The 20803-nt window shown below is 73.5% G+C and carries 17 protein-coding genes; 9 read left to right on the top strand and 8 right to left on the bottom strand.

Annotated elements, in window-relative coordinates:
- The first annotated feature begins 6 nt into the window (after positions 1-6).
- From ACFYQA_RS32375 to ACFYQA_RS32355, 5 genes are all read left to right on the top strand, one after another.
- A complete protein-coding gene (locus ACFYQA_RS32375; protein ID WP_388925605.1) occupies positions 7-633 on the top strand; it encodes a YigZ family protein in 627 nt (208 codons plus the stop codon).
- 143 nt (positions 634-776) lie between these two features.
- Positions 777-1940 (top strand): exonuclease SbcCD subunit D, encoded by a 1164-nt coding sequence (locus tag ACFYQA_RS32370; RefSeq protein WP_388925602.1) that lies wholly within the window; start codon positions 777-779, stop codon positions 1938-1940.
- On the top strand, positions 1937-4930 hold the full coding sequence (locus tag ACFYQA_RS32365; protein ID WP_388925599.1) for an AAA family ATPase: 2994 nt from the start codon (positions 1937-1939) through the stop codon (positions 4928-4930). The genes ACFYQA_RS32370 and ACFYQA_RS32365 overlap by 4 nt, the downstream gene beginning before the upstream one ends.
- Before the next feature lie 49 nt (positions 4931-4979).
- Positions 4980-5492, top strand: coding sequence for an immunity 21 family protein (locus ACFYQA_RS32360; RefSeq protein ID WP_388925596.1), 513 nt, complete (start codon positions 4980-4982; stop codon positions 5490-5492).
- Positions 5493-5566: 74 nt separating this feature from the next.
- Positions 5567-6412, top strand: a complete 846-nt coding sequence (locus ACFYQA_RS32355; protein ID WP_388925593.1) for an SDR family oxidoreductase — start codon at positions 5567-5569, stop codon at positions 6410-6412.
- Between the two features lie 42 nt (positions 6413-6454).
- On the opposite strand, the gene ACFYQA_RS32350 is transcribed toward ACFYQA_RS32355, so the two are convergent.
- A complete protein-coding gene (locus tag ACFYQA_RS32350) occupies positions 6455-8143 on the bottom strand; it encodes a DUF885 domain-containing protein (RefSeq protein WP_388925590.1) in 1689 nt (562 codons plus the stop codon).
- Positions 8144-8175: 32 nt separating this feature from the next.
- Positions 8176-8667, bottom strand: coding sequence for an Lrp/AsnC family transcriptional regulator (locus tag ACFYQA_RS32345; protein ID WP_388925587.1), 492 nt, complete (start codon positions 8665-8667; stop codon positions 8176-8178).
- A 60-nt stretch (positions 8668-8727) separates the two neighbouring features.
- On the opposite strand from ACFYQA_RS32345, the gene ACFYQA_RS32340 reads away from it, so the two are divergent.
- Entirely contained in the window at positions 8728-9870 is a 1143-nt protein-coding gene (locus tag ACFYQA_RS32340; RefSeq protein ID WP_388925584.1) for a trans-sulfuration enzyme family protein, read from the top strand.
- 63 nt (positions 9871-9933) lie between these two features.
- On the opposite strand, the gene ACFYQA_RS32335 is transcribed toward ACFYQA_RS32340, so the two are convergent.
- The 3 genes from ACFYQA_RS32335 to ACFYQA_RS32325 form a co-directional block, all read right to left on the bottom strand.
- Positions 9934-11292: a GNAT family N-acetyltransferase gene (locus ACFYQA_RS32335; protein WP_388925581.1), complete on the bottom strand. Its 1359-nt coding sequence runs from the start codon at positions 11290-11292 to the stop codon at positions 9934-9936.
- Positions 11293-11566: 274 nt separating this feature from the next.
- Entirely contained in the window at positions 11567-13150 is a 1584-nt protein-coding gene (locus tag ACFYQA_RS32330; RefSeq protein WP_388925578.1) for an alkaline phosphatase D family protein, read from the bottom strand.
- Between the two features lie 246 nt (positions 13151-13396).
- Positions 13397-14227, bottom strand: coding sequence for an alpha/beta fold hydrolase (locus ACFYQA_RS32325; RefSeq protein WP_388925575.1), 831 nt, complete (start codon positions 14225-14227; stop codon positions 13397-13399).
- Positions 14228-14525: 298 nt separating this feature from the next.
- On the opposite strand from ACFYQA_RS32325, the gene ACFYQA_RS32320 reads away from it, so the two are divergent.
- Together ACFYQA_RS32320 and ACFYQA_RS32315 are read left to right on the top strand one after the other, a co-directional pair.
- On the top strand, positions 14526-15413 hold the full coding sequence (locus ACFYQA_RS32320; RefSeq protein ID WP_388925572.1) for an RNA polymerase sigma-70 factor: 888 nt from the start codon (positions 14526-14528) through the stop codon (positions 15411-15413).
- A 171-nt stretch (positions 15414-15584) separates the two neighbouring features.
- Positions 15585-16346: a GntR family transcriptional regulator gene (locus ACFYQA_RS32315; protein WP_388925653.1), complete on the top strand. Its 762-nt coding sequence runs from the start codon at positions 15585-15587 to the stop codon at positions 16344-16346.
- Positions 16347-16504: 158 nt separating this feature from the next.
- On the opposite strand, the gene ACFYQA_RS32310 is transcribed toward ACFYQA_RS32315, so the two are convergent.
- The 3 genes from ACFYQA_RS32310 to ACFYQA_RS32300 all read right to left on the bottom strand — a co-directional run bounded on the left by ACFYQA_RS32310 (position 16505) and on the right by ACFYQA_RS32300 (position 19770).
- The gene (locus tag ACFYQA_RS32310; RefSeq protein ID WP_388925569.1) at positions 16505-17662 is read right to left on the bottom strand and encodes an ROK family transcriptional regulator; all 1158 of its coding nucleotides are present in this window, start codon (positions 17660-17662) and stop codon (positions 16505-16507) included.
- A gap of 182 nt (positions 17663-17844) precedes the next feature.
- Positions 17845-18507, bottom strand: a complete 663-nt coding sequence (locus ACFYQA_RS32305; RefSeq protein WP_388925566.1) for a response regulator — start codon at positions 18505-18507, stop codon at positions 17845-17847.
- Between the two features lie 36 nt (positions 18508-18543).
- The gene (locus ACFYQA_RS32300) at positions 18544-19770 is read right to left on the bottom strand and encodes a sensor histidine kinase (protein WP_388925564.1); all 1227 of its coding nucleotides are present in this window, start codon (positions 19768-19770) and stop codon (positions 18544-18546) included.
- 110 nt (positions 19771-19880) lie between these two features.
- Between ACFYQA_RS32300 and ACFYQA_RS32295 the strand changes: the two genes are divergently transcribed.
- Positions 19881-20801, top strand: coding sequence for an ABC transporter ATP-binding protein (locus ACFYQA_RS32295; RefSeq protein ID WP_388925561.1), 921 nt, complete (start codon positions 19881-19883; stop codon positions 20799-20801).
- Positions 20802-20803: the final 2 nt, after the last annotated feature.

The following is a 20803-nucleotide window of genomic DNA, read 5'->3' as shown; positions in this document are numbered from 1 at the left end:
GGCCGGATGCAGGACCAGTACCGCACCGTCGCCCGCGCGGGCGTGCACGAGACCGAGATCAACCGCTCCCGCTTCCGGTGCGCGCTCGCCCCGGCGGCCACCGAGCAGGAGGCGCGGGAGTTCGTCGCCGCCGTCCGCAAGGAGCACGCCGACGCCACCCACAACTGCTGGGCGTACGTCATCGGCGCGGATGCCTCCGTCCAGAAGGCCAGCGACGACGGCGAACCCGGCGGCACCGCGGGCGTCCCCATGCTCCAGATGCTGCTGCGCCGCGACATGCGGTACGTCGTCGCCGTCGTCACCCGCTACTACGGCGGGGTCAAGCTTGGCGCGGGCGGGCTCATCCGCGCGTACGGCGGGACCGTCGGCGAGGCGCTGGACAGCGTCGGCACGCTCACCCGGCGCCGGTTCCGGCTGGCCACGGTGACCGTCGACCATCAGCGGGCCGGCAAAATCCAGAACGACATGCGCTCCACGGGGCGCGAGGTGCGGGACGTGCGCTACGGCGAGGAGGTCACCATCGAGATCGCTCTCCCGGACACCGACGTGGAAGCCTTCCGAAGCTGGCTCGCGGACGCGACCGCCGGGACCGCCCGCTTCGAGCCGGGCGGCGAGACGTACGGAGACGTGTGACGACCGGAACCATGTGCCCGTCGCTCAGTGACGCCACAATGGGCGTTTTGTTGCCATAACCGGCATATGTGGTGCGGGTCATGACGGGGCGATACTGGAGTTACCGGCCGTGATGTCAGGCCCGGCCGATACTCTCGGGGGTCATGAGACTGCTGCACACTTCCGACTGGCACCTCGGCCGGGCGTTCCACCGGGTCGGCATGCTCGGTGCCCAGGCCGAGTTCATCGGCCACCTCGTGGCGACCGTGCGGGAGCACGCCGTCGACGCGGTGGCCGTGTCGGGAGACGTGTACGACCGTGCCGTGCCGCCGCTCGCCGCGGTGGAGCTGTTCGACGACGCCCTGCACCGCCTCGCCGATCTGGGCGTGCCGACGGTGATGATCTCCGGCAACCACGACTCGGCCCGCCGCCTCGGCGTCGGTGCCGGACTCATCGGGCGCGCGGGCATCCATCTGCGGACCGCCCCCTCGGCGAGCGGCACCCCCGTGATGCTGTCCGACCGCCACGGGGACGTCGCCTTCTACGGACTGCCCTATCTGGAACCGGCCCTGGTCAAGGACGAGTTCGGGGTGGAGAAGGCGGGCCACGAGGCAGTGCTCGCCGCCGCCATGGACCGGGTCCGCGCCGACCTCGCCGCCCGCCCGCGCGGCACCCGCTCGGTCGTCCTCGCGCACGCCTTCGTCACCGGCGGCACACCGAGCGACAGCGAGCGGGACATCACCGTCGGCGGGGTCGCCGCCGTACCCGCCACAGTGTTCGACGGCGTCGACTACGTGGCGCTCGGGCATCTGCACGGCTGCCAGACCCTCACCGAGCGCGTGCGCTACTCCGGCTCCCCCCTCCCGTACTCCTTCTCCGAGGCGGACCACCGCAAGAGCATGTGGCTCGTCGACCTGGCCGCCGACGGCGGCGTCACCGCCGAGCGGATCGACTGCCCGGTGCCGCGCGCCCTCGCCCGGATCCGCGGCCCCCTGGAGGAGCTGCTCGCCGACCCCGGGCTCGAGCCGCACCGCGAGGCGTGGGTCGAGGCCACCCTCACCGACCCGGTCCGCCCGGACGACCCCATGGCCCGGCTCACCGGACGCTTCCCGCACACCCTCAGTCTCGTCTTCGAACCCGAACGCGTGCCCGGCGACCCCGCGGTGTCCTACGCACACCGCCTCGCCGGCCGCGACGACCAGCAGATCGCGGAGGACTTCGTGGCCCATGTGCGCGGTGCCGGCCCCGACGAGCGGGAGCGGGCCGTCCTGTGGGAAGCCATCGACGCGGTCCGCGCCGACGAGGCCGTACAGGAGGTGGCGCGGTGAGACTGCACCGGCTCGACCTCACCGCCTTCGGACCCTTCGGCGGCTCGCTCACCGTCGACTTCGACGAACTGTCCGCCGCGGGCCTCTTCCTGCTGCACGGCCCCACCGGCGCCGGCAAGACCTCGATACTCGACGCGGTCTGCTACGCCCTGTACGGATCCGTCCCCGGCGCCCGGCAGAGCGGGCAGGGCATGACGCTGCGCAGCGACCACGCCGCCGCCGCCGTCCGTACCGAGGTCACCCTCGACCTCACCGTCGCCGGACGCCGGCTCGAGGTCACCCGGCAACCGCCCTGGCAGCGCCCGAAGAAGCGCGGCACCGGCACCACTCTCGACAAGGCGCAGACCTGGCTGCGCGAGTACGACCCGGCTGCCCGGTCCTGGAAGGACCTCAGCCGCTCCCACCAGGAGGTCGGCGAGGAGGTCACCCAGCTCCTCGGAATGAGCCGGGAGCAGTTCTGCCAGGTAGTCCTCCTGCCTCAGGGCGACTTCGCGCGGTTCCTGCGCGCCGACGCGGAGGCGCGCGGCAAGCTGCTCGGCCGGCTCTTCGACACCCGCCGCTTCGCCGACGTGGAGAAGCACCTCGCGGAGCGCCGCCGCGCCACCGAGGCCCGGGTACGGGACGGCGACGCGGAGCTGCTCGCCGACGCGCACCGGATGCAGCAGGCCGCGGGCGAGGCGATGCGGCTGGACGACCTGGCGCCGGGCGAGCCGGGACTGGCCGAGAGCGTGCTGACCGCGGCCGCCGTCGCCCGCAGCGCCGCCCGCGAACAGCTCGCCGTTGCCCGCTGCCGTCTCTCCGCGGCCGAATCCGCGCAGGCCGCCGCCGACCGGTCACTGGACGAGGCCCGCGAACGGGACCGGCTGCAACGGCGGTTCGCCGAGGCGCGGGAGCGCGCGGCGCGGCTGGCGGAGGGGGACGGCGCCCGGCAGGAGGCACAGACGCTCCTGGACCGCTCCCGCAGGGCCGAGGCGGTCGCCCCCGCGCTGGAACTGCGGGAGTCCGCCGACGCCGAACACCGGGAGGCGGCCGACGCGGAGGCGCGCACGCGTGCCGTGCTCCCCGAGGCGCACCAGGAGGCGGGCGCGGCCGGGCTCACGGCCGCCGCACGCCGGGCCGCCGAGGAACTGGGCGGCCTCGAGTCGGCCCGCCGCGCCGAGCGCCGGCTCGCCGAACTCCTCGACGAACGGGCCGGGCTGGACCGCCAGGAGCGCGCCGACGACGACGTACTGGACGAGTCGGACGCCTGGCTCACCGGCTGGGAGGAGACCCGGAGCGGACTCCAGGCCCGCATCGAGTCCGCGCAGGAGGCCGCGACCCGGGCCGGTGAACTCGCGGTGCAGCGTGACCCCGCGCACAAGCGGCTGAACGCCGCACGGCTGCGGGACCGGCTGGCCGGGGACACCGACCGCGCCGCCGAGCAGGCCCACCGGGCCCAGGAGCAGGCACTCGCGGCCAAGCAGCACTGGCTCGACCTCAAGGAACAGCGGTTGGCGGGCATCGCCGCCGAACTCGCCGCGAACCTCACCGACGGCGAACCCTGCACGGTCTGCGGTGCCGTCGAACACCCCGCACCCGCCCGCAAGGACGCCGGCCACGTCGACCGCGAGGCGGAGGAGCGCGCCCTCGCCGCCCACCAGAGCGCCGAGGAACGCCGTGCCGGTCACGAACGGCGCCTCGGCGTCGTCCGTGAGGCGCTGGCCGCCGCCGGAGCGGAAGCGGGGGACACGCCGACCGGCCGACTCGCCGACGAGGTCGAGGAGTTGGAGAGGCAGTACGTGCGGGCCCGGGACGCGGCCTCCGTGCTGCACTCCGCGCAGGAGCAGCTGAGGCAGGCGGAGCACGAGCACGAGCGGCGGCTGACCGCACAGCGCGAGGCGGCGGTCCGGACCGCTGCGCGGGCGGGCGTCCGCGATCGCCTCGACCAGGAACAGGCCGTGCTGGAGGAGGAGTTGACCGAGGCGCGGGGCGCCGCGGACAGTGTGGCCGCACGCGCCGCCCAACTGGAGTGCTACGCCGCGCGGTTCGCCGACGCCGCCGACACCGTCCGGCTCGCCGAGGGCACCGCGCAGCGGCTCAAGCAGGCCGACGCCAGGCTCGCGGACGCCGCCTTCCGGGCCGGCTTCGACACCCCGCGGGCGGCGGCCGAGGCACTGCTCGACACGACCACCCGCCGCGCACTGCAGCACCGGCTGGACGCCTGGCAGCAGGAGGAGGCCGCCGTAAGCGCGGTGCTCGCCGAGTCCGACACCGCGGCCGCCGCCCAGCAGCCTCCCGCAGGCCTGGCCGCAGCGCAGCGCACCGCCGAGGACGCGGACCGCAGGGTGCGCGAGGCGGCCTCCGCGCGCGACGCCGCCGCCCGCCGCTGCGCCGAACTCGACCGCCTCTCCGTACGGGCCACCGCCTCCGTACGCCGACTGGCACCGCTGCGCGACGAGTACGACCGGGTGGCCCGCATGGCGGGCCTCACCGCCGGCACCTCGGCCGCCAACGAGCGCAGGATGCGCCTGGAGTCCTACGTCCTGGCCGCCCGCCTGGAACAGGTCGCCGCCGCGGCGACCGCGCGACTGCACCGCATGTCGTCCGGCCGCTACACCCTGGTGCACTCCGACGACCGCACCGGGCGCGGCCGCAGCGGTCTCGGGCTGCACGTCGTGGACGCGTGGACCGGCCGGGAGCGGGACACCGCGACCCTCTCGGGCGGCGAGACCTTCTTCGCCTCGCTCGCCCTCGCCCTCGGTCTCGCCGACGTCGTCACCGACGAGGCCGGCGGGGTCCGGCTGGACACCCTCTTCATCGACGAGGGCTTCGGCAGCCTCGACGACCAGACCCTCGACGAGGTGCTGGACGTCCTGGACTCCCTGAGGGAACGCGACCGCAGCGTGGGCATCGTCAGCCATGTCGCCGATCTGCGCCGGCGGATCCACGCCCAGCTCGCCGTCGTGAAGGGCCGGTCCGGTTCGACGCTGCGGCAGCACGGGGCCACCTGAGCCGAACCCGTGGGTACGTCAAAGAAGTTGGCCTTGTGAGGTTTCGCGCATGGTGCGACATGCGGAGCCGGGCACGGTGGAGTGGGTGGAATCGGGCGGCGGCCCCCTCATCGCGGTGCCGGAGACGGTGCTGCCGCTCTGGACGGGCGCCGACGGCGAGGAGACGGCCTCCGACTACGACCGGGCCTGCGAGGTGGACGGCCCCGTAGGGCTCCTCCCGGTGGGCGACTCCACGGCCCTGGTCCTGGGCGACGAACCCGCGGCGACCGCCTTCCTCCCCGAGCACGCCACCCTCGTCCGGTGGGTCGCCGCCGACTCCGAGGCGGAACTCCTGGCAAGCGTCCCCGAGGCGCTGCGGACCGCGCCGTGGCAGCCGGAGGTGCACTGGCAGGTCCCGGGCACGGTCCTGCTGTTCGACGCGCCCTGGCCCGGCCCGCACTCCGCGGACACCGAGCACATACGACTTACGCTGACCCCGGGCCGCTACGCGGTCCGCGCGGCCCGGGTCCGGCCGGGCCCGGAGACCTGGCTCGACCTCGTCCAGCTGCGTCACCTGGGCTGAGACCACCGACACGCGAGGGACCGCCGGCGTTATTCGTGTGCGCCGCGTCCCCCGGTCGCCCATCATGGGCGACCATGCCCCGTCTTCCGCACCCCGCACCCGAAGCGCTCCGCCGTGACCCCCTGCCCCTGCGCGGCCGGACCGCACTGGTCACCGGCGCCAGCCGACGCGCCGGCATCGGACACGCGGTCGCCCGACGCCTCGCCGCCCATGGGGCCAGCGTCTACCTTCACCACCACGTGCCGCACGATGCCGCGATGCCCTGGGGCGCCGACGGCCCCGAGGACGTGGCCGCCTCCGTGCGGGAAGCGCTCGGCGATCCCTCGGCCCGGGTGGTGGAGGGACCTGGTGACCTCTCCGACCCGGCCATGCCCGCCGCGCTCCACGACCGGGCCACCGCCGCACTCGGCGGACGGCTCGACATCCTCGTCGCCAACCACGCCCTCAACGGCTCCGACGGCACCCTCGACACGGTCGACGCCGCGATGCTCGACGCCCACTGGGCCGTCGACACCCGCTCGGTGATCCTGCTCGCCCAGGCGCACGCCCGGCACCGGGCCGCCCTGCCCCCGGGCACCCCCGGCGGGCGCGTGATGACGATGACGTCCGGTCAGGACATCGCGGGCGGGATGCCGGACGAGATCGCCTACGCCCTCCAGAAGGGCGCGCTCGCCTCGATCACCCGCTCCCTGGCGACCACGCTGGCCCAGCACGCCGTCACGGTGAACACCGTCAACCCCGGTCCGGTGGACACCGGCTACCTCACCGGCGACGCCTACGACGCCGTCGCCGAGTGCTTCCCCGGCGGGCGGTGGGGGATGCCCGACGACCCCGCCCGCCTCATCGCGTGGCTGGCCACGGACGAGGCGGACTGGGTCACGGGCCAGGTCATCGGCTCGGAGGGAGGCTTCCGGCGGTAACGCCGGGGGAGCCCTCCCGGCACCGGCCGCCGACGGCCCGGCTCACAGCGCCGACAGTTCGTCCACCAGGTCGTCCAAGCCCAGCGAACCCTGGGACAGGGCCGCCATGTGCCACGCCTTGGGGTCGAAGGCGTCGCCGTGCCGCTTACGGGCGTTCTCCCGGCCCAGCAGCCAGGCCCGCTCGCCGAGCTTGTAGCCGATGGCCTGCCCGGGGATCGTCAGGTAGCGGGTCAGCTCGCTCTCCACGAAGTCCGCGGGACGGCTGCTGTGCGCCCCGAAGAACTCCTCCGCCAGTTCCGGCGTCCAGCGCTCGCCCGGGTGGAACGGCGAGTCCGCCGGAATCTCGAGCTCCAGGTGCATACCGATGTCCACGACGACCCGGGCGGCCCGCATCATCTGCGCGTCCAGGTAGCCGAGCCGCTCCTCCGCGTCCGCGAGGAAGCCGAGTTCGTCCATCAGCCGCTCCGCGTACAGCGCCCAGCCCTCCGCGTTGGCGCTGACCATGCCGACGGAGGCCTGGTAGCGGGACAGGTCCTCGGCGACGTGCGCCCACTGCGCCAGCTGGAGGTGATGGCCGGGGACGCCCTCGTGGTACCAGGTCGACACCAGGTCGTAGACGGGGAAGCGGGTCAGCCCCATGGTCGGCAGCCAGGTACGGCCGGGCCGGGAGAAGTCCTCCGACGGGGGCGTGTAGTACGGCGCCGCCGCGCTGCCCGGCGGGGCGATCCGCGACTCCACCTTCCGTACCCGCTCGGCGAGTTCGAAGTGGGTGCCGTCGAGCGAGTCGATCGCCTTGTCCATCAGGTCCTGCAGCCAGTCACGGACCTCGTCGACGCCCTCGATGTGCCGGCCGTGCTCGTCGAGGTGCGCCAGTGCCACCCACGGTGTGCCGGCACCCGGCAGGACCTTCTCGGCCTCCTCCTTCATCTCGCCGAGGAGCCGGTGGTACTCGGCCCAGCCGTAGGCGTACGCCTCGTCCAGGTCGAGGTCGGTGCCGTTGTAGTAGCGGGACCAGCGGGCGTAGCGTTCCCGGCCCACGGTGTTCGGTGCGCCCTCGACCGCCGGCGCGTACACGTCGCGCATCCAGTCCCGCAGCTCCACCACGGCCGCGGTCGCGGAACGCGCCGCCTCGTCCAGCTCCGCGCGCAGCGCGTCCGGACCCGGCGAGGCGAAGTCCTCGAACCAGCCCCGGCCCTCGCCGGTGTCCGCCCACTCGGTGAGCTGCTCGACGAACGTGGCGGTCGGCCGCGGCGCCGCGTACAGCTTGCGCTCCAGGCCGAGCGCGAGGGACTCCCGGTAGCCCGCCAGCGCGGCCGGTACCGCGCGCAGCCGCTCGGCGACCGCGGCCCAGTCCTCCTCGGTCCGCGTCGGCGTCACGGTGAACACCTCACGCACCGAGTGGGCGACGGTGCCCAGGTTGCCGACCGAACGCAGCCCCTCGTCGGCCTCGTGCACGGCGAGCTCCGCGGTGAGCCGCTCCCGCAGCAGCCGGGCGCAGCGGCGCTCGATGCCGCTGTCCGCGCCGGGCCCGGCCTCGGCCTCGTCGAGCCGGGCGAGCGTTGCCCGCTGGAGCTCAGCGAGCGCGGCCTGGCCCGCGGGGGAGAGATCGGGCAGGCGGCGGTAACTCTCCTGCACGCCGAGATACGTACCGGTGACCGGGTCGAGGGCGATGAGATCGTCGACGTAGGCGTCGGCGACCTCGCGGGGCAGCGGGCTGTTGGTCTCAGACATGGCGACCATCCTGGTACGCGGCCCGCCGGACGTCACCCGGATTGAGCCGAGGGCGAAGACGGCAGCAGCGGACCGCAGTCCCACTGCTGGAAGATCAGCCGCGTCTCCACGCATGCCACCTCCCGCCGCGACGTGAACTCGTCCAGCACCAGCCGTTGCAGATCCGCCATGTCCGCGACCGCGACATGGATCAGATAGTCGTCCGGTCCGGTCAGATGGAAGACGGTCAGCGACTCCGGCAGCGCCCGGATCCGCTCCACGAACGGCCCCACCAGCTCCCGCCGGTGCGGCCTGACCTGAACCGACAGCAGCGCCTGGAGCCCTCGCCCCAGCTTGGCCGGGTCCAGCTTCAGCCGATGGCCGAGGATCACTCCGGAGCGCCGCAACCGGGTCACCCGGTCCAGACAGGTCGACGGCGCGACCCCCACCTGCGCGGCGAGATCCCGGTACGTCGTCCGGGCGTCGTTCTGCAACAGCCGCAGCAGATGAAGATCCACCGGATCCAGTACGACAGAATCGGCCATCGGCCGAACGTAACACGGAGATCGGCTCCCAGGGCCCGGCCGGTGTTCACCCTTCGGTCCATGGACGTACGCATGGGCACGCACAGCACCACGAGAGCACTCGCCACCGAGGCCGTGCACGCCGGCCGGGACGACCTGGCCCGGCAGGGCCTGCACGCCCCGCCGATCGACCTGTCCACCACCTACCCCGCCTACGACAGCCGCGGTGAGGCCGCCCGGATCGACGCCTTCGCCGCCACCGGCGCGCAGCCGGACGGTCCGCCCGTCTACGGACGGCTCGGCAACCCGACCGTCGCCCGCTTCGAGACCGCCCTGGCCCGCCTGGAGGGCACGGAGTCCGCCGTCGCCTTCGCCAGCGGAATGGCCGCGCTCAGCGCCGTCCTGCTGGCGCGCGGCTCCATGGGCCTGCGCCATGTCGTCGCCGTACGCCCCCTGTACGGATGCAGCGACCACCTGCTGACCGCCGGGCTGCTCGGCTCCGAGGTGACGTGGACCGACCCGGCGGGGGTCGCCGACGCACTGCGCCCCGACACCGGTCTGGTGCTGGTGGAGTCACCGGCCAACCCGACCCTGACCGAGGTCGATCTGCGGGCACTCGCCCGGGACTGCGGCTCCGTGCCGCTGCTCGTCGACAACACCTTCGCCACGCCCGTCCTCCAGCGTCCGGCCGAGCACGGGGCGCGGCTGGTGCTGCACAGCGCCACCAAGTACCTCGGCGGGCACGGGGACGTCCTGGCCGGGGTGGTGGCCTGCGACGAGGAGTTCGCGGGGCGGCTGCGGCAGATACGGTTCGCCACCGGTGGCGTATTGCATCCGCTGGCCGGCTACCTGCTGCTGCGAGGACTGTCGACGCTGCCGGTCCGGGTCCGGGCAGCCTCGGCGAGCGCCGCCGAACTCGCCCGCAGACTGACCGCCGATGAACGTGTGGCCCGGGTGCACTACCCGCGCATCGGCGGGGCGATGGTCTCCTTCGAGGTGCACGGGGACCCGCACGAGGTGATCGGCGGCGTACGGCTGATCACCCCGGCGGTGAGCCTCGGCAGCGTGGACTCCCTCATCCAGCACCCGGCGTCCATCAGCCACCGCATCGTCGACGCCGGTGACCGCCGGGCCGCGGGAGTCGGCGACCGGCTGCTGCGGCTCTCCGTAGGTCTGGAGGACGTCGACGACCTGTGGGCCGATCTGGACGGGGCGCTGGGCTGACCGGGCGGGGCGGCCCGGTGGATTCCGCCGGGCCGCCGCCTGCGTGTTCGGTGGTGCGATGGCCTACGACCGGTGGCCGACGCGGGAGCCGCTGTGCTCCGGCTCGCCGCGCTCCTCCTGCGCGCGGCGGGCCGGTTCCCGGTCCAGGCGGGCGGTGATGACCAGGGTGCCCTCCTCGATCTGGTAGTCGAGGGGGAGTTCCAGGCCGCGCATCGCGGCGACCATGCCGGTGTTCGACGCCTGCGTCACGGCGTAGACATGGGCGCAGCCCGCCTCGCCGGCCATCTCCGTCAGCCGGGCGAGAAGCTCACTGCCGATGCCTCGGCGCTGCCAGGCGTCCTCAATGAGCAGAGCCACCTCGGTCTCGTCGCCGTCCCACAGCAGATGGCCGAGGCCGACGATGCGCCCCGAGGCCGTCCGCACGGCGAGCGTGCGGCCGAAGCGCGGGCTGAGCAGGTGGTTCAGGTAGCGGTCCACGTCGCCGACCGGCCCGTGGTAGCGCAGGCGCAGGGTCTCGGGCGAGCACCGCTCGTGCATCGCCCGTGCCGCCTCCAGGTCGCCGGTGTCGGCCCGGCTCACGGTGATGTCGCTGCCCTCGGGCAGCGTGAGGACGTCCTGGCCGCGGGGGACCCGGGGGCCGAGCCGGGCGTCCAGCTCCACCAGGGCCCTGACCCGGGCGAACTCGGTGGGTGTGAACGGCAGATACGGCCGCTCCACGGTGATCACACCGCCCTCGGGGGCGCGCATCCGCATCACGGTGTCCTCCAGGGCCCCCTCGGCCGGCACAGCCTCCGGCGCCCGCCGGCCGGTACCCGGCGCGGCGGGCAGCGAACGGATCGTGCACCGCCCCAGCAACTGCCGTAGCACCAAGGGGAGTTCCGCGGCGTCCAGGGCCGTACGCGCGGCGAGGCCCAGCATCCGGGTCGGCGCGTCCACCAGGTCGTGGGCGTCGGCCCGCTCGATCCAGGTGTCGGTGCCCCCGGCGCCCGACACCGCCGCCGTGAGGCCGGTGCCGGTCAGGAGGGCGGGGGCCCGCAGCAGGAACTCGTCGACCGTGGCCGTGCCCAGCGGGTGCGTCTGCAGGCTCAGGATGTCGACGCTCTCCCCGGCGAGCGCCGTGCACAGCGCGGCCAGCGCGCCCGGTTCGTCCCGCACCGTCGTCCGCATCCGCCACAGGACGCTCTCCACCGGGATGCTGCGCCCGGCCCCGTCGGCGGACGACGCGGCCGTCAACACGTCCCGCGACCCGGCGGCCGGGGCCCGGCCGCCGTCGGTATCGGATGCGGGGGGCGCGTGACCGTGGCGGCGTGCCCACCAACTGTGGAACGCCGCCGTGAACCGTGCGGTCCGTTCGCCCCCCGACCGCCCTTGCGGGGAACGGCCCCGGCGGTCGTGCTCCTCGTCCGACATGTCTCGGTTCATGCAGTCACTGTGAAGGAAGTGTGTTTCGTTATCACCAACGCGCCATGACTGACGAGTAAAGAGTTCTTGTGACTCCGCTCCCCCTCCCGAAGGAAGGGGGCTTCCAACCTGAGGGTTGCGGTCCAGCCCGAACTGATCCCTTGCGGGACATCAGAAACGTACACCAGGGATTCGATTCCCCCACCGGCTGAAGCCGGTGGTTCCCTCGAAAGAGATCCGATGGCGCGTATGATCCTTTTGTCGCTTCGCCGGTCGGCGGGTGTCCGTCGACCGGCTACTGGCCGACCAGGCCCGGCTGCAACCGCTTCGTGTACAGCACGGTGCCGTCCTGCTCCCGCAACCGTACGGTCAGCTCTCCGCTGCCGCCGTCGATGTCGACCTCGCCGAAGAACTGGTAACCGCCGGCGGGCGAGACGTTCGCCGCGGTCGGCGCCTTCACGAACACCCGCTCAGGGCCGAAGGTGCCGTCGAGTGCGCTCGCCGGGAAGGCACCCGCGTTCAACGGCCCGGAGACGAACTCCCAGAACGGCTCGAAATCGCCGAACGCGGCCCGCGCGGGCTGGTAGTGCTGGGCCGAGGTGTGGTGCACGTCGGCCGTCAGCCACACCGTGCCGGTGATCCGCCGGCGCTTGATGAACCGCAGCAGCTCGGCGATCTGCAGCTCGCGCCCCAGCGGTGCGCCCGGGTCGCCCTGGGCCACCGCCTCGACGTGCCGGGCACCCTCGCCGGTGTCGGACACGATCAGGCCGAGCGGCATGTCCGCGGCGATCACCTTCCACACCGCCCGGGACCGTGCCAGTTCCCGCTTCAGCCACTCCAGCTGCTCGCGCCCGAGGATCCCCTGCGGGTCCACGGTCTGGTCACCGGTGGAGTTGGCGTTGCGGTACGTCCGCATGTCCAGCACGAACACGTCCAGCAACGGACCCTGCCGCAGCACCCGGTGCACCCGGCCCTCGCGATCACCCGGCCGCAGCGTGGACATCGGGAAGTACTCGCTGAACGCACGCCGCGCCCGCGCCGCCAGCACATCGACGCTCTTCTCCGTGTACCGGCCGTCCGTGTCCGCGATCCGCTGGCCCGGGTACCAGTTGTTGCGCACCTCGTGGTCGTCCCACTGCACGATCGACGGCACCTGGGCGTTGAACCGGCGGAAGTGCTCGTCGAGCAGGTTGTACCGGAAGTTGCCGCGGAACTCGGCCAGGGTCTCGGCGACCTTGGACTTCTCCTGCGTGGTGATGTTCCGCCAGACACTGCCGTCCGGCAGCGCGGCGGTCGCCGGGATCGGCCCGTCGGCGTAGATGGTGTCGCCGCTGAACAGGAAGAAGTCGGGGTCGGTCCGGGCCATCGCCTCGAAGATCCGGTAGCCGCCGAAGTCGGGGTTGATGCCCCAGCCCTGCCCCGCCAGGTCGCCCGACCACACGAACCGCACGCCCTCGCGCCGCCGTGCGGGCACCGTCCGGAACGTGCCGGTGACCGGCTCGCCCGAGCGGCGCGGGTCGTCCGGGTCGGCGAGCCGTACCCGGTAGTGGATCTGCTCGCCCGCCGGCAGTCCGTGCAGCCGAGTGGTTCCCGTGAAGTCCGTGCCGGGGCCGAGCAGCGGGCCGTGCCGGCGCTGCGGGCGGTGGAACGACTCGGTCGCCGACGTCTCGACGATCATCCGGGCCGGGCGGTCGGAGCGCACCCACACCAGCCCGGAGTCGTGCGTCACGTCGCCCGTCTGCACACCCCACTTCGCCTCCGGACGCCCGGACCGGGCGAAGGCGGGCGCCGACCCGGCGGCGGGCAGGACCAGGGCCGTCGAGGCCGCGAACGAGCCGCGCAGGACGGAGCGGCGGCCGGGGAACGAACGGGGTGACATGAATGAGCCTCCAGAGGGCGGGAGATCCTGCCGGTGTGCGCTGCCACAAGTACTCGGGCGGCACGGCTCGCACACAAACCCCAAGTGAACAACTCACCGCTCCCCTAAGGGAAACGACGCGCCGCCGGTGCCGCTCACCGCCCCCCGGCGTGCTCCGTCGCCTCCCTTCGCCTCACGTCCCGTCGTGCCGTGTCCGGTCCCGTCGTGCCGTGTCCGGTCGCGTCGCGCCGGTCCGGGCGGCCCCGTTCAGCGGCTGCCGTCGAGAAGGACGCGGGCGACCAGGGCGGGGTCGTCGTTCATCGGGACGTGACCGCAGCCGGGCAGCCGGATCAGCCGCGCCCCGGGGATCGTCCGCTTGGCGCGGACCCCCTGACGGGGGATGAGCAACCGGTCGCGGGCGCCCCAGGCGACGGTGACCGGGATGCCGGGCACGTCGTCGGTGAACCGCACGGCGGCGCCCGCCCGGAGCGTCTCGGCGAAGCCGGCGGCACCGGCGAGCGCGAGCGTCTCGGCGACCACCGCCTCGGGTGAACGGCGGCCCGGCCGGGCGTAGATGGTGCTGGTCAGTGCCGCGCGTCCGGCCGCCGAACGGGCGAGCCGTTCGACCAGGGGCAGCGGCATGTGCTCCGCGATCCGCCGCATTGCGATCAGCACACCGAAGGCGTACCGCCGCTCCGCCCGGGTCCAGAACCCGGCCGGGGACAGTGCGGTGACGGACCGTACGAGGTTCTCGCGGCCGAGTTCCAGGGCCAGCAGACCGCCGAGCGAGTTGCCCGCGACGTGGGGCCGGCCGAGCTCCAGCTTCCCGCACAGGGCGGCGAGGGCGGCGTTCATGGTGGGCAGGTCGTGGACGAGGCCGCCCGGAAGCGCCGGGGAGGCACCGAAACCGGGCAGGTCCACGGCGATCACCTCGCGCTCGGTGGCGAGGATGTCCACCACCGGGTCCCAGGCCTGACGGTGATGACCGATGCCGTGCAGCAGGAGCAGCGGTTCACCGCGGCCCGCGCGTGCGTAGGACAGGGTCACGGTCTGCGGGCCGTGCGGGGAAGTGACCTCGAAGGAGACGGTCGCGGACATGAGGTGCTCCTCGTCTGGGACTCGGGGTGTCCGGGTTCGCGGTGCCGGGGGCACGGGGCGTCCGGGACGGCTGGTGACACCGACGTCGACGTCGCCCGACGCCGTAGACAGCTTGTCAGTAACCGCTACCGACGGGTAGCCCCGGAAGGCCGGGCCCTGGCTCGGGGTCCCGGCTCGGGTCCTGCCTCCGGGTCTCGGCTCTCGGGTCTCGGCTCTTGAACTCCGGCTCCGGCGTCCAAGAGCCGGGACGCGCCGAATCCGCCTGGACACGGCCGCACGGGTCGGCTGGGATGGAGGGGTGAGCACCGACACCGTGACCGACGCCTTCGAGGAGCACCGCCCCGTCCTCCTGGGGGTGGCCTACCGCATGCTCGGCCGGGTGGCCGACGCCGAGGATGTGGTCCAGGAGGCGTGGCTGCGCTGGGCGGGCGGCAACCGGTCCGAGGTCCGCGAGCCGCGTGCCTACCTGGTGCGCGTCACCACCCGTCTCGCCATCGACCGGCTGCGTCAGATCAAGGCACGGGGCGAGACATACGTCGGCCCGTGGCTGCCCGAGCCCTACCTCACCGACTTCGGCGACACCACCCCGGACACCGCTGAGCAGGTGGTGCTCACCGACTCGGTCTCGCTCGCCGTTCTGGTCGTCATGGAGTCGCTGTCTCCGCTGGAGCGCGCGGTATTCGTCCTGCGGGAGGCGTTCGGCTACCCCTACTCCGGCATCGCCGCCATGCTCGACCGCGGTGAACCGGCAGTGCGCCAGCTCGCCGCGCGGGCCCGTAAGCACGTCGAGGAGCGCCGCCCGCGCTACGACGTCGACCCCGCCCAGCGCCGAGATCTGACCGAGCGGTTCCTGGCGGCGGCGGCCGGCGGCGATCTGGAAGGGCTCATGAAGCTGCTCGCCCCCGACGTACGGCTCATCGGCGACAGCGGTGGCAAGTCGCGTGCCCCGCTGCGTGTCCTGGAGAGCGCCGACAAGGTGGGCCGCTTCCTCGTCGGTATCACCGGTAAGGGTTTCCCCGACTTCTCGGTCCGTCTTCTGGAGCTCAACGGCGGCCCTGCGGCACTGGTCCTCATCGGCGGCAGGCCCGACACCGTCTTCCAACTGGACGTCGTCGACGGGCGGGTCCAGGCGGTCTACATCATCCGCAACCCCGACAAGCTGCGCTCGCTGGGGGCGGCCCAGTAGGGACCGGCCACCCGCACACGGGGCCCGCGTCGTCCGGCGCGGGCCCCGTCGGCATGTCCGATTGGTATTGACCAAGGGTGAGGGCCGCCCTATGGTCGCAGAGAAGTGAAACAACCTTTAATAAACAAGGGCGCTAAAATGCCACCGGACCCGGCGATCGCGGAGGACAGGGTGGGGACCACGCAGTTGGAAACGGTGCCGGAACCGAAGTACTGGCATCTCAGGACCGTGCTCAGCGAGGCCCTGGACTCAGAGTTCTCGGTGGGCGAGATCCTGCCCAACGAGCGTGATCTGGCTGCCCGCTTCGGCGTCGCCCGTGCCACGCTCCGTCAGGCACTGGATCAGCTGGAGCTGGAAGGCAGGCTGCAGCGACGCCGGGGCGTCGGCACCACGGTGGCCCCGCCGCGCATGGGCGTGTCCGTGGGCACGGAGCAGCACGCCTGGCCCGGCGGACCCGCCGACGCCTGGCAGGCCGTGGACTGCACGCTCGAAGTGCCGCCCGTGACCGTCGCCAAGACCCTGGTGACCGGCCGGGACGAGCCCGTGCACACCGTACGGCGGTCCCGGGTCTCGCAGGGCCGGCCCGTTGCCGCCGAGCTGCTGTACATCCCCGCTTCCTCGGTGCCCGACCTCTCCGCCATCGACGCCCCGTCGGGGGCGGCCCGCGCGCGTGCGGTACTGCGCGAGCTGCAGCACCTGGAACTGGAGCGGCACGAGAACGCGGTGGAACTCGGCTCGGCCCGCGCGGACGACGCCAAGGAGCTGGACCGCCTGCCGGGCGCGCCCGTCCTCGTCGTCACCACCTCCTTCATCGCCCGGGGCCGCGTCGCCGCGCTGTCCGTCGCCACCTACCGTGCGGACACCTGCCGGCTGACCTTCGGCGACTTCGGAGGCGTGGAGATCCACCACGGTCCCGAGCGCCGCGCCTCCTGAGCACCGGCACTTCCGGGCGCCGTCCACCGCGAGCGCGACGTGCGTGGCCGGCGGGATGTGCGCTGCGGGCGGGCTGAGCAGACCGGCGGCGGGGCACGCCGACCGCCGCCGGGGCCGGGCACGCAAAGACGCGTGGTGCCGCGCGAGCGGTACGCCGCCTACCGGCGGGCCGTCACGGTGCCCTCCACCGCGAAGAGCTGCTCCTCCACATGGTCCAGGGCGAGCCGCACCGCGCCCGTCGCCACCGCCGCCTCCCCGAGGCGGGACAGGGCGACCTTCGGCGGGCGCAGGCAGTAGCGGGCCAGTTCGCGCCGCAACGGCTCCAGTACGCCGTCCAGTCCGGCCGCCCAGCCGCCGATCACGACGAGTTCCGGGTCGAGGGCCAGCACCAGCGCCGCCACGTCGTGGACCAGCCGCTGAATGAAGCGGTCCATGGCCGCGAGGGCCCGTTTGTCGCCCTCGCGGGCCCGGGCGAAGACCTCGGCCACCGCCTGCTCGTCGAGCGGGTGCAGCGGCTCGTCCGTGGTGGACAGCAGCCTCTCCGGGGTCGCCTCGCGACCCAGCAGATGCAGCGCGCCGATCTCACCGGCCGCCCCGCCGTATCCCCGGTGCAGCCGGCCCCCGATCAGTGAACCGGCGCCGGGACTCAGCCCGGCCAGCACGAACACCACGTCGTCGGTCCCGGTGGCGACGCCCTTCCAATGCTCGGCCACGACCGCCGCGTTGGCATCGTTCTCGACCAGCACCGGACATGTGAAGGACCGGCTCAGCCGCTCGCCCAGACCCAGTCCCGTCCACCCGGGCAGCGCCGTGCCCAGCCGTACGGTGCCGTCCGCCTCGACGATCCCGGGCGTCCCCACGCCCACGGCGCGCAGGGAGTCGCGCGGCACCCCGGCCCGGCGCAGCAGCTCGGTGACGGCGGCGCGCAGCCGTTCCAGCCGCTCGTCGGCACCGGCCGTCTCCCCGATGTCCTTGGCCTGGACGCCGATCACCCGGCCGTCAAGGTCGGCCAGCAGCGCCGCCACCCGGTGCGGCCCGATCTCCAGGCCCAGCAGATGCCCGGCCTCCGCCCGGAAGCGGAACCTCCGGGCCGGTCGCCCCTGGCGCCGCGCCGCCCCTTCCTCGGCCGCCTTCTCCACGACGAGGCCCGCCTCGATCAGACCCTCCACGACGCCTTCGACGGTGGGCCGGGACAGCCCCGTCACCCTCGTGACCTCGGTCAGCGTTGCGCAGTCCGTGGCCCGCAGCGCGTGCAGTACCACCACGGAGTTGATCCTCCGCAACAGCGAGGGATCCCCGCCGGTCAGCCGACTCACCGTCCGTCCTCCCCGCTCGTGCGCGTGTGGGGCGGATCGTACTCGGCGCGGCGGGCCCCGGCGACCACCGGGCACGACCACCCCGAGCCACGACCGGAACCCGCCGCATCCCGCCCCGACCGACCGCTCACGCGATCCGCCCCCCGCGTTCCCTCACGTGGCCCGGCCCCGACGGGGCCGCCTCACCCGGGCGCCACGAACCCCGACTCGTACGCCGTGATCACCGCCTGGGTGCGGTCACGCGCCCCGAACTTCGCCAGCACCGCGCTCACATGCGACTTCACCGTCTCCACTCCCACCACCAGGCGGCCGGCGATCTCCGCGTTCGACAGGCCCCGCGCCATCAGCCGCAGCACCTCCGCCTCCCGCTCGGTCAGCCGTGCCCGCTCCAGCACGGCCCGCGCAGCACGGTTCCCACCCTCATCGCCGTACTCGGCCGCCAACTGCCGTACCGACGCGGGAAACAGCAACGACTCGCCCTCGGCGACCAGCCGTACCGCGTGCACGATCTCGGCGGGCCTCGCCCGCTTCAGCAGAAACCCGTCGGCGCCCGCGCGCAACGCCTCGTACACGTACTCGTCCTGCTCGAACGTCGTCACCACGATGATCTTCGGTGGGTCCTCGACCGTCCGCAGTACGGCCCGCGTGGCCTCGATGCCGTCCATCAGCGGCATGCGTACGTCCATGGCGACCACGTCCGGCCGCAGCCGGCGCACCAGCGGAATCACCGCCGCCCCGTCGGCCGCCTCCCCGACGACCTCGATGTCGGGCTGCGCCTCCAACACGGCCCACAGACCCGCGCGTACGAGGGGTTCGTCGTCGACGAGCAGAACGGTGACCGGCATCCGGTCAGCCTACGGCCTGGCGCGGCCCACCCCGCCTCAGCCCAGAGGCAGTTCGGCCCGGACCAGCCAGTCACCCCCGTCCGGGCCGGTCCGCGCCCGCCCGCCCAGCAGCGCGGCACGCTCGCGGACGCCGCGCAGGCCGCTGCCTCGCCCGGGGCCCGGCGTCTCCCCGGGCAGCGGGTTACGGATCTCCAGCAGCAGCGTGCCGTCGGCGACCCGCACCCTCGTCCGCACAGGAACCGCTCCCGCGTGCCGCAGCACGTTGGTGAGCGACTCCTGGAGGATGCGGTACCCCTCGCGTGAGACCGGGCCCGGCACGGTCTCCAGGGGGCCGGTCACCTCGGCGTCGACCTCCACCCCCGAGGCGCGGGCGGACTCCAGCAGACGGTCCGCGTCCACCAGCGTCGGCCGGCTGCTCACGGGCCGCTCCGGTTCGCGCAGGATGCCCAGGACCCGGTCCAAGTCCTCCAGGGCGGTCCGGCCGGTCTCCTCGATGGCCTCCAGGGCACGTTCGGTGAACGCGGGGTCGCGTGCCGCCCGCGCGGCGCCCGCCTGGACCACGGCGACGGTCAGGGCGTGGCCGATGGTGTCGTGCAGTTCGCGCGCGATGCGGGTCCGTTCCAGAAGCTGTTCGGTACGGCTCTCCAACGCGGCGAGGCGCTCGGCGGGGGAGGGGCCCAGCAGCCGCAGGGCGAGCACGGTGATGAGCCTGCCCGCCCCGACGACCACCCCGGCGAGCACGATTATCGGCAGGGGAACCAGCAGCGCGTGCCACCAGTGCTGCCCGGGAACCTGCACGAACGTCGCGGGATCCGGTGTGCGGCCTCGGGCCGTCGCCGCCAAGTCAGTGGCGAGCATGGGGAGGTGAATGGTCAGGATGGCGACCGCACTGCCGAGGAACAGACGGCACTGGAGCCACAGGACGGTCCGCCCGCGGTCGCCCCAGCTCGCGGCCGGCGTCGAGACGATCTCCGTGTAGCGCGCGCCTCCCGCGGCGCCGGGGTCTTCGGGGTTCCCCGCGCTCCTGCGATCGCGAGGGAGGTCTACGCCGGGGCGTCGGCCGAGGAGCAGCACATCGGCCTGCATCCCCTCGATCGTCCGCATCGCGGGCACCAGTCCGGCGAGTGCGAGGACCATCACCGCCACATACATGCGCGAGCTGTCGATGAGAGCCCAGATGGTCGGCCACACGCAGGCGACGAAAAGATGCAGCCACCGTGTGTACGTCGCCGCCCGGGTGAACGGACGCAGCATGCGGACCATGGGGGACATCGTGGCATCCCCCACCGGCAACGGGCCTCCCCCGCAGGAGGGAGACGGTCTCCCCTTCCGAGGGAGGCGCGTGCCCTCTGCCGGCGGCCACGCTGGCACACATGACCAGCATCGACGTCCACGACCTGACCAAGGAGTACGGCAGCCGGCGCGCCGTCGACCATCTCACCTTCCACGTCCCGCCCGGCCGTGTCACCGGGTTCCTCGGCCCCAACGGCGCCGGAAAGTCCACCACCATGCGGCTGCTGCTCGGTCTCGACCGGCCGACATCCGGCTCCGCCACCATCGGCGGCCAGGCCTACGCCACACTGCGCGAACCCCTGCGCCGCGTCGGTGCCCTGCTGGATGCGCAGGCCGCGCACGACTCCCGCACGGGCCGTGACCACCTGCGTGTCCTGGCCGCGAGCAACCGCATCCCGGACCGCCGGGTCGACGAGGTGCTGGCGGAGACCGGCCTGGCCTCGGCGGCCACGCGCAAGGTCCGGACGTACTCCCTGGGCATGCGCCAGCGGTTGGGCATCGCCGCCGCGCTGCTCGGTGACCCGGAGGTGGTCATGCTCGATGAGCCCTCCAACGGGCTCGATCCGGAAGGGATCGTGTGGGTACGGCAGTTGCTGCGTCGGCTCGCGGACGAGGGGCGCGCCGTGCTGGTCTCCAGCCATCTGATGAACGAGACGGCATCCTTCGCCGACCACCTCGTCGTCCTCGGCCGGGGCCGGCTGCTGGCGGACACCCCGGTGCGCGCGTTCATCGAGGCGCGGGTGCGCCCCGCCGTCCGTATCCGGACCACCGACCCCGTCGCGCTCAAGGACGCGCTCGCCCCGCACGGTCACGAGGCCGTCGAGCAGCGGGACGGGCACTGGACCGTGCAGCACGCGCGCGTGGACGACATCGGACGCCTCGCCTCCGCCGCGGGCGTACCGATCCTCGAACTCGCCGCGGACGAGGGCACGCTGGAGCAGGCCTACCTGGACCTCACCGCAGCCGAGACCGAGTTCACCGCATCTCCCCAGGAGGCCTGACC

The organism is Streptomyces sp. NPDC005774 (assembly GCF_042871645.1).
GTDB classification, from domain to species: domain Bacteria; phylum Actinomycetota; class Actinomycetes; order Streptomycetales; family Streptomycetaceae; genus Streptomyces; species Streptomyces pratens.
The sequence above is the reverse complement of the archived record's forward strand: the minus strand, read 5'-3'. Positions and strand labels throughout refer to the sequence as shown.